Source organism: Prevotella sp. lc2012, assembly GCF_900107065.1.
In the GTDB taxonomy this organism is placed as follows: domain Bacteria; phylum Bacteroidota; class Bacteroidia; order Bacteroidales; family Bacteroidaceae; genus Prevotella.
In genome coordinates this window covers 62,258-72,026 of the sequence record NZ_FNUF01000007.1, presented here as the reverse complement: position 1 = coordinate 72,026, position 9,769 = coordinate 62,258, and the positions used below count along the sequence as shown (strand labels likewise).

Annotated in this window: 7 protein-coding genes; 2 read left to right on the top strand and 5 right to left on the bottom strand. The window is 44.6% G+C overall.

Annotated features, from left to right (window positions below; translation table 11 throughout):
* Positions 1-342: 342 nt before the first annotated feature.
* From BLU99_RS11815 to BLU99_RS11800, 4 genes are all read right to left on the bottom strand, one after another.
* A complete protein-coding gene (locus tag BLU99_RS11815; protein ID WP_091902346.1) occupies positions 343-1,887 on the bottom strand; it encodes a hypothetical protein in 1,545 nt (514 codons plus the stop codon).
* A 185-nt stretch (positions 1,888-2,072) separates the two neighbouring features.
* Positions 2,073-3,659, bottom strand: coding sequence for a hypothetical protein (locus BLU99_RS11810; protein WP_144006149.1), 1,587 nt, complete (start codon positions 3,657-3,659; stop codon positions 2,073-2,075).
* A 257-nt stretch (positions 3,660-3,916) separates the two neighbouring features.
* Positions 3,917-4,594: a tRNA (guanosine(37)-N1)-methyltransferase TrmD gene (gene trmD / locus BLU99_RS11805; protein ID WP_091902342.1), complete on the bottom strand. Its 678-nt coding sequence runs from the start codon at positions 4,592-4,594 to the stop codon at positions 3,917-3,919.
* A complete protein-coding gene (locus BLU99_RS11800) occupies positions 4,591-5,436 on the bottom strand; it encodes a patatin-like phospholipase family protein (RefSeq protein WP_091902340.1) in 846 nt (281 codons plus the stop codon). The genes trmD and BLU99_RS11800 overlap by 4 nt, the downstream gene beginning before the upstream one ends.
* A 280-nt stretch (positions 5,437-5,716) precedes the next feature.
* On the opposite strand from BLU99_RS11800, the gene BLU99_RS11795 reads away from it, so the two are divergent.
* Together BLU99_RS11795 and BLU99_RS11790 are read left to right on the top strand one after the other, a co-directional pair.
* Entirely contained in the window at positions 5,717-6,361 is a 645-nt protein-coding gene (locus BLU99_RS11795) for a porin family protein (RefSeq protein ID WP_091902338.1), read from the top strand.
* Between the two features lie 6 nt (positions 6,362-6,367).
* Positions 6,368-7,369 carry a hypothetical protein gene (locus tag BLU99_RS11790; RefSeq protein ID WP_144006148.1) on the top strand — a complete coding sequence of 334 codons (1,002 nt, stop codon included), beginning with the start codon at positions 6,368-6,370 and terminating at the stop codon, positions 7,367-7,369.
* Between the two features lie 18 nt (positions 7,370-7,387).
* Here the strand turns inward: BLU99_RS11790 and ligA are convergent, their stop codons facing one another.
* On the bottom strand, positions 7,388-9,382 hold the full coding sequence (gene ligA / locus BLU99_RS11785) for an NAD-dependent DNA ligase LigA (protein ID WP_091902333.1): 1,995 nt from the start codon (positions 9,380-9,382) through the stop codon (positions 7,388-7,390).
* Between the last annotated feature and the right edge of the window lie 387 nt (positions 9,383-9,769).

Sequence of the window (9,769 nt, the reverse complement as noted above, 5' to 3'; positions counted from 1 at the left end):
ATGTCCTTCAGCTCTTTTGCTGTATATTCATGGTTGAGTTCGTAATTCTTACTCCAGAAACCGTATTCGTTCCTGTTGCTGATAGAAATACTAATCGCTTCGTCTGCGTGCATACTTTTTTTCTGGCCGATGTAGTAGATCCTTATTCCGAGAAGCACTACAAAGATAACGAGGATGCTTATCCATTGTGATTTTGAATGACAGATAGTCATAGGTCGTTTCATTTTAGTTAATTATCTGTTGTTATTAAATGTCTAATGATTTAGAGCGGGGTTAAACTACGAGAACGTTATTATCTATATAAATAGAAATACACGATAGACAACATATGCCTTTGTATCATTATCTGGTAATCCTATATATGTCATGATACATTATGGAATTAAGTCGTTGGATGAACAGATTCTTGTCCTCAAAATAATAACCGAAATCATTTCCTTGTTGATCGATATAAATACAAGGCATCTTATCTGTGTACTTTTCTGGGATCTCCGAGAAATTGGAAACAAAGATAATCTTAGAGTCATCATTTAGGTAGGGAATGACACAAGCAAACTTCCACATCGTATTTCCTCTTAGGAAAATCGGCGAATCAGTATTCTGGAGTTCTCTATAAAGATGTATATAAGAATCATCCAAATGTTCTACAATAGATCTTTTGCCATTGAATTGAATAAGTGAGAATATTAATAGTAGTGCTGCGATGGTTGGTAATACGAATTTGGGAATTCTCCTATTTCCTATACTTATATAACTAAGTGCAAAGATTGGGAATATGGGAGCGACATACCGCAGGAATTTCATGTCAACGGGAACAAGGTACATAATCACAAAGAATACAATCAGGTTGATAACCGCTATAGCAGGTAATATGGGATATATATGAGCTTTTGCTTTTTTCACAAAAGCGGTACAGATTGTTGCAATAACAGTTAACAGGTAGAACAGTCCGAAGAAAATATTGCTAAAGAAGAGTTTTAATATGGCGTTTTTCATGGCAATGATATTCGCAAGAAAAACTGAGAATTGCAGATTATGAGTAGCATCCTGTTCCCGATATCCCAGATTCCCGAAATCAAAGTACAGGAGTTTGGCGATAATCAGAGCAGCAATAAACATCATGATGAAGAATCCAAGCAGGCGGTAGTCTTTCTTCCTAATGCAATAAATGATAATGAATAAGCCGTAGAACCCAATTAGTATCAGGTTGATATAAGCGGCAAGCATGGTTAAGGCGAGAGTGACAGAGCCAACAGCAAGGGTTTTCTTCGTTTCAATAGTCTCTCCAGCTTGTTTGGCCTGAATACAGCAAGTAACGAAATACGTCAGAATAATCACAAAGGTCTGCTGCAACTCATACGGACGCATAAAAACGGTGAGTGATAGACTTGCCGGATTGATGAATGCAATGAGAAGACCAAGTGACAGAAGGACCCAATGGTCCGTAAAACGTCGTATCAGCAGAGCCATAAAGAAGAACGATATGGCAAAGAACACCACGTTCAAAAGGCATCCTCGCCAATAGATATAATTCAGATTGCTTGTCTTAACACCAGTAAACCATAATCTGAAAAGCGAATAGTAGAAATTGGAATGCGGCGCATCCCTGTTCACCTGGTGCATGTGGTAGACATCACTCAGGGCATCCTTTACGCTTGCGTTATCCCAAAGGGATATGTCCTTCAGCTCTTTTGCTGTATATTCATGGTTGAGTTCGTAGTTTTTACTCCAAAAACCGTATTCGTTCCTGTTGCTGATAGAAATGCTGAGCGGTTCGTCTACATACATACTTTTTTTCTGGCCGATGTAGTAGATCCTTATTCCGAGAAGCACTGCAAAGATAACGAGGATGCTTATCCATTGTGATTTTGAAGAGCTGATGGTCATAGGTTGATGTATTTTGAGTTTTAACGATACAAAAATATAATAAAATAATGAAACGACCTGTTTTTTGAGTTGACAAAGAGTTGACAAATGGTGGAAACAAGAACTGAGGTTACAAATCGCAATAAAAATGATAGGTTATATATGTTCTTCTCTAAGGATAGTCAGATCGTCTGGCGGAATTTGGATTATAACGAATGGATGAATTCGTCCCATTGTTCTCCGGTTCCCGATTCATTATAGCTTTTTCTATAGAGTCGTTTGCGTGTGTGAGTAACAGAACTCCTGGTGTGTGCAGTCAGAGTGGCTATCTGATAGGGACTGAATCCCATCTTGGTGAGCAGACAAAGGTGGTATTCGTATGGTGAGAAATCATATATGGCATACAACCGCTCCTTGAAATCCGGATAGTATTCATTGATGATAGTTTCAATCTGCAGCCATTCCGAATGATTCAGCGGCATGTCTTCTTCTAGTCTCATCATTACAGTGCGATATATTGATGAGGCCTTGATAATATCCTTTGTCCATTCCTTGCGGTCTTTTTCAGCTTTTGCAATGGCGTTCATGGCCTGATAACGTTTCTTATAAGCCTCTAGTTTCTCCAAAGCCTGTTGCTGTCCTTCATGCATAGCTGACATCTGCTTTTCCAGTTCTGCAATTTTCTTGTTATTCTCGATAATTGTTGCTTCACTTTTCTGTCTGATATCTCGCTGGATCATCTGTAGTTTAGCGATACGTTCCTGATCTTTCTTCTGTTTGTGATAGAAATAGTTATAGATAAACAGTCCAAGAAACAGGAAAAGGAGGAATAAGCCTATGAGTAAGATATCTCTTACCTGTTTATCTCTTTTCAGCTGGTTGTTCTTGGCCTCTTTCTTCTGGAGGTCATATAAGAAATGAACTTTTTGGAGCTCGTTAGACTTGGTAATCTTGGCTGTAGAGTCATTATATTGGATATACTTCCCATAATAATCCCGTGCTTTGTCTACATCTCCTCGTTTTAGATAGAGATCCGTCAACTTATTATAGGCGTATTCTTTGGCGAAAACATCACCGACTCGTTCCAATTGCTTTGCACATACCAAGAAAGAATCCATCTCATGACTGTTGTAATAGATGCTTGCCATGGTTTCGTAAACACTACTGCTATCGAGCAGGTGGATATTTTTGATAGGGTCTTGTATATAAAATTTAGCTTGTTCATATTCTTTCAAGTAGTTTAGAGTGTATGTAAGGTCTCTGGAAATTCTTATTCTGGCCTTAACATCTCCTGCTTGTTTGGCAAAATTGTAGGCTTTCCTAAGATATTTAATACACTCTTCGTATTCTCCCTGCCATTGACGAACGATGCCAAGATCTCGCAATCCCAACACTATATTGGTGCTGTCGTTTGTTTTTATACCGATGTCATAGGAGGCCCGGAAGCATCTTTCCGCCTCCTCGAATAGGGATTGGAAAAGATACAGATAGCCCATTTGGCTGTAGACGAAGGATTTCAAAGCGAGGTCGTCGTTTCCTTCCATCGCGTCAAGCGCTTTCTGAAAATATGAAAGAGAAACGGGCGCATCATTGAGGTCACTATACACGCGTCCGGCATAATAATAAGCGGTTGGTAATAAGGACTTGTCACCTTCCTGTTCAAAATAACGAACCAATTCCTGGATGGAGTCGGTGGAAACATTCATCTGGTCTGTCTTGTCGTCGGCTTTGATGCGCAGGAGTTGGTAATAACGCTGGACGGTTTCTGGGGCTTGGGCCATATCTCCATCCATTTGTTTTAATACGATTACCGCACTATCTGGGTTCTCGTTAGCTAATGCGTCGGCAGATCGCAAAGATTGTGGATATGGCTCTCCCTTGCAGGCCGTGATTAGAAGAACTAACCCCATGAGTGCCTGTCTAGTAAGCCTTATAGTATAGGATCTATTTGATAGTTTATGTAGATAATAAGTTAATAGCATCATAGATATCAGATGATAACGATATTGATAAAAACGATATGTGCGAGAAAGGGAGATTCTGTTGAAGTTTATTCCTTCAACAGATCCGGACGGAGACGACGGGTACGCTCCATAGCCTGATTGAATTCCCATTCGCGGATCTTAGCTTCGTTGCCACTGAGTAGGATGTCGGGTACCTTCCAACCTTTATAGTCGGCAGGACGGGTGTAGATGGGAGCGGCCAGAATATCATCTTGGAAACAGTCGGAGAGGGCAGACTGCTCATCGCCGATAACCCCAGGAACCACTCGTACGACAGCATCGGCAATCATCGCAGCTACAAGTTCACCGCCTGTCAGTACAAAGTCGCCAATACTGATCTCACGCGTGATCAGATGGTCGCGCACCCGTTGGTCGATACCTTTATAGTGCCCAGCCAGGATAATCAGATTACCTTTCATCGAGAGCTCGTTGGCAATATGTTGATCGAAGCGCTCACCGTCAGGTGAGGTGAAGATGACCTCATCATAGTCGCGCTCGGCCTTCAGAGCGGAGATACAGCGGTCAATAGGCTCGCATTGCATCACCATGCCGGCTGTGCCACCATAAGGGTAGTCGTCGACACGACGCCATTTGTCAAGTGTATAGTCGCGAAGGTTGTGCAGGTGGATTTCCGCCAGTCCTTTCTTCTCGGCTCTAGCCAGAATAGATTCATGGACAAAACCCTCAATCATCTCTGGCAGTACAGTAATAATGTCTATTCTCATTGATAGAATGCTTTGATTTTATGAAGTTCTCTTTCTCCCATTTCTCTTCCCATCTCATAGATATGACGCATCTCGTCGGGGTTATGAGAGATGTGGCCGATGGGCAGCTTCTGGTCGGGACGTATTACCAGACAGCGTTTCTCTAGTTCAGCTTGGCGCACATACTCAAGCTGTTGATTATACATGATATGCCGTTGGTCCAGCGCCTTAATCAGGTTGGGATAGTTTCTGAGGGCTATCCGCATGAGTGGCATCAGACGATTATGTTCTTTAATATATCCTTCGGGTTGCGTCAAGATAACGACGTTGCGGTCGTAACCGATTTGCTCGAAATACGCCAAGGGTATGGAATCTGCCACACCTCCGTCAAGGATCTTCATTCCTTCCAGTTCGACCACTTTTGAAGCAAGTGGCATGGACGCGGAAGCACGAATCCAGTCATAGGTAAGAGGTGTGCTTTCGGTCAGTCGTTTGTAGATGGCCTTTCCTGTTGTCACATCTGTGCAAACAGCATAGAACTCCATCGGGTTCTCTTCAAAGGCTTTGTTGTCAAAGATATCGAACTGGGTCGGTATGATATGATAACCGAACTCTGCATTATAGAGATCACCGGTCTTCCACCATGACTGCCAACTGCAGTAGCGCTTGTCTCGGGCAAACCGCGTGTTGTAGCGGATGGCTCGTCCTGGCTGTCGTGACTTGTAATTGCAGCCAAAGGCTGCTCCCGCCGACACACCAATCAGACCATCGGGCTCGATGCCTGCTTCCATCATCACGTCGATGATGCCGCTGGTAAAGAGTCCTCGCATGGCGCCGCCTTCGAGTACAAGTCCTTTTTTCATGTGGTTAATGTTTCAATGTTCGCGCTCGTAGAGCGCAAAGATACAAAAAAAATAAGAATTATGAAAGAAGAATTAAGATATTTTATCTCTGCTTCGCACGGTTTCTCGTATTTTCTCTTTACTTTTGCATCGAGGTTTAGGGATTTTACTATGCTTGATTAGGGAATTTCCCTTTGTAAGTGATAGGAAACATTCTAATTTTGCACCCGATAACCATATTTAAATGAAGGAGTGTATGAAAAGATTTGAACAACACAGATTTGTAGGACGAAGAACTGTTATGTTGGTGCTAGCAGTTCTGCTTGCCATGCCTATGGCAGCACAGTATTACAGAAGTTCTCGTTATACCCGTCATGGACATTCCAATTACCATCGTTCATACTCAGAGATCTATTATGGTCTTCGCTTGGGCGTGAATGTGGCAACGGTGAATTCTGATGATCCTTTCTTAGATGGCGGAAGCGGACAGACAGGACTTGGGGTGGGGATGACCATTGGTTTCCAGTTGGCTCCGGCATCTCCCTTGTTCTTAGAGACTGGTCTCTCGTATATGGAAAAGGGTGGCGAAGGTAGATATGAACATGCTAAGTTCACTTATGGCCTGAACTATCTGGAGATTCCTCTGGTGATGAAGTATGCCTATGCTGTTGACCGTGACTTTAGTATCCAGCCTTTCTTCGGTGGCTATATGGGTGTCGGTGTAAGCGGAAAGATTAAAGACTTCGGTGTGCGAAAGGCTTATAGCTCATTCGATGACGAGGGATTCAAGCGGATGGACGCAGGTCTGCGACTGGGATGTGGTGTTCAGTATGATCACTTGTATGCAGAACTGGGTTATGACATCGGATTGGCCAATATCAGTCATGACTATTTCGACACCTCTCATACGGGCTGTTTCTTTGCCAATATCGGCGTCAATTTCTAAATAGTGATGATGTATAGGAGAATAGTCTCATTGATAGGATTACTATTGGCGTCGGTAAGTGTCTGGGGGCAGGCACTTACCGATGCTAAGTGTATCTCTATGATGGGTGTTCCCCTGGAAGGGCCCGACTCGGTGTTCCTTCCGGCTTTGGAGGCTGCAGGCTTCAGGCAGACCACAGTCGATAATCCAGAACCTGATGCATATTATCTGATGGGTGATTTCTACGGCATCAAGTCGAACGTGATGGTGAATGTTGATGAGAAGACGAGATTGTTATCGTCGGTATTCGTCACTTGTGGACCGTATCGAGTCAGGGAGTTATATGAGCGTAATCAGAAATACCTTCTCGGAAAACTGCAACGTGAATGGGGGAATTTCAAGGCAAAGGGTGATGGCTCTCTCTATCTGTTGAATGACTATGGGTATATCCAACAGTCGACTTCCTTTGACGAGAACGGTGCTCACTCCATTCGCTATTTCTATCTGAACTCCTCACCTTACTTCAAGGATGCTGCCAATATGGGATTGAAGGGCATGGTACAGGAGGTGATTACTGAGAACCCAGTTGCAGAGAGCGGAATAGAACATTTCAGTGAGACGGGCATGTTGGCATCTGACGACATCGTAGACCGGATATACAACAAAGCCGGTTATCTGGTGAAGGCGGCTATGATTGAGAAAAGTGGTGACAAAAGTCAACTCTCATATGAATATGATGCTGATGGTTGCCTGGTGAAGCGTACGCTTGTCAATACCGCATCAGGTATCAGGTCTGTGAATGAGTATCAGTATAACAGTCGTAACGAGATCTCTTCACAGAGTCAGAAGGTGTTTGACAAGAACAATGAGTGTGTGCTGTCCATCAACATGAAGAACACCATCACGGAACGGGATGATAATGATAATTGGACGCGGAACACATTAAGTCTGACCTATTGGGAGAAAGGACAACGTGCCCAGATGGCTAAGGTGGAACAGACGCGTGTGATTAGCTACTGGGACGACTGAGAGGTCGAAGAAGAGCGTTTATGATATTAATTCAAGGAACTCGTCCTCGCTCATAATCTTAATTCCCAGCTTCTCTGCCTTCTGGAGTTTTGAGGGACCCATGTTCTCTCCGGCAAGGATAAACGAGGTCTTGCTGCTGATGCTTCCCACATTCTTTCCTCCATTTTGCTCTATGATCATCTTGTATTCATCACGACTGTGGTGGGTAAAGACACCGCTGATCACGATGCTCTGCCCTTCAAGTCTTGTTGAGAGCTGGGCATTGAGCGCTGAGATCTCCATTTGCAGACCGTAATTACGTAACCGCTCGATAATCTCGCGGTTCTTCTCGTCGTGGAAATAGGTGATGATACTCTTTGCCATCACCTCACCGATGCCTTCCACCTCTTGTAATTCTTCCAGACCGGCTTCCATCAGTGCGTCGATGTTCTTGAAATGACGAGCTAACAGACGGGCAGAGGTTTCTCCGACGAAACGGATACCAAGAGCAAATACAACCCGCTCGAAGGGCACGTCTTTAGAAGCGGCAATGCCATGAACGATCTTCTGGGCTGACTTCGTACGACTGCCGTCGCCATTGATTTGCTGAACTTCGATATCGTAGAGGTCTGCCACGTTTCTGATCAGCCCTTGACGGTAGTAGTCGTCAATGGTCTCTGGTCCCAGCGAGTCGATGTTCATCGCCTTTCGGGCAATAAAATGCTCGATGCGTCCTTTGATCTGAGGAGGACAACCGGTGTCGTTGGGACAGTACCAGGCTGCCTCTCCCTCATAGCGTACTAAGGGAGTTCCGCACTCAGGACAGCGTTTGATGAACTGGATCGGTTGGGCGATGATCGGACGTTGGTCGATGTCGACACCTACGATCTTCGGAATAATCTCACCACCTTTTTCTACATATACGTAGTCGCCTATATGCAGGTCGAAAGAACGGATGAAGTCCTCGTTGTTCAGGGTCGCTCGTTTCACGGTTGTTCCTGCCAGTTGTACTGGCTCCATGTTGGCCACGGGGGTGATGGCTCCTGTGCGTCCCACCTGATAGGTGACCTCGTTCAACCTGGTACATGCACGCTCTGCCTTGAACTTATAGGCAATGGCCCAACGAGGACTCTTTGCCGTGAAACCGAGTGCGCGTTGCTGGCGCAGAGAGTTTACTTTCAGTACGATTCCGTCAGTCGCTACCGGCAGATCTTTTCGTGCCGAGTCCCAGTAGTTGATGAAATCGTATATCTCTTGTAGAGTATGTACCTTCTTCATCCCCTCGGAGATCTTGAATCCCCAATGACGGGCAGCCTCGAGATTCTCATAGTGACCTTCGGCAGGGAGTTCTTCGCCTAAGAGGTAGTAGAGGTATGCGTCGAGCTGACGACTGGCTACCAGACTGGACTTCTGACTTTTCAGGGTGCCACTGGCGGCATTACGAGGGTTGGCGAATAAAGGTTCTTCGGCCGCCTCGCGCTCTTTGTTCAGTCGCTCAAAGACGGCCCAAGGCATCAGGATCTCACCACGAATCTCAAACTCATGGGGGTAACCTGTACCGGGAAGGACCAGGGGAATGGCGCGAATGGTCTTTACGTTGGCTGTTACATCGTCGCCTTGTACACCGTCGCCACGGGTGACGGCCTGTGTCAGTCGACCGTCTACATAAGTGAGGGAGATGCTTAGACCATCGTATTTCATCTCACAGCATACCTCGAATGGCTCTCCTGCCAGTCCTCTGCTGACACTCTCATACCATTCAGCAACATCCTGCTCGTTATAGGTGTTTGCCAATGAGAGCATCGGGTATCTGTGTGTTACCTGACGAAACTCCGCATTCAGATCACTGCCCACTCGTTGAGTGGGAGAGTTGGCATCGGCCATCTCAGGGTGCTTAGCCTCCAGATCTTGCAGCTCGTGCATGAGGAAGTCGAACTCCTGATCGCCTATCGTGGGCTGGTTCAGGACATAATATCTGTAGTTATGCTCATGCAGTTCCTGCCGCAGCTGTTCTATGCGCGCTTTCTCGTCCATCGTCTATGATTTTTCTGCAAAGATAATGAAAATAGAATGAAAAAAGAAATGATTGAAGAATTTTGTTCTCTCTTCGTGTCTCTGAGTTTCGTCCGTTCCTGTCAGACGACTATTACGCCGTCGCATAGAACATATAGGTTATTCCCATTCTGAATGCACTTTTGGTAAAGTGTCACGTCTTCGCTTAACTTGTTAGATATCTGTTTATGAGGAGAGGTGATATTCCTTGGGAATGTGTCATAGGCATCTCTTAAAGTAAAACAAGTTGTTTTACTGTCGTAGAGATTATCTTTATGACGTGAAAACCCCCGGATCTATGATACCAAAACAACTTGTTTTGGTATTGCGAATGACGTCTCTCTGTTATGTATTCATGCGAGTCTTAAG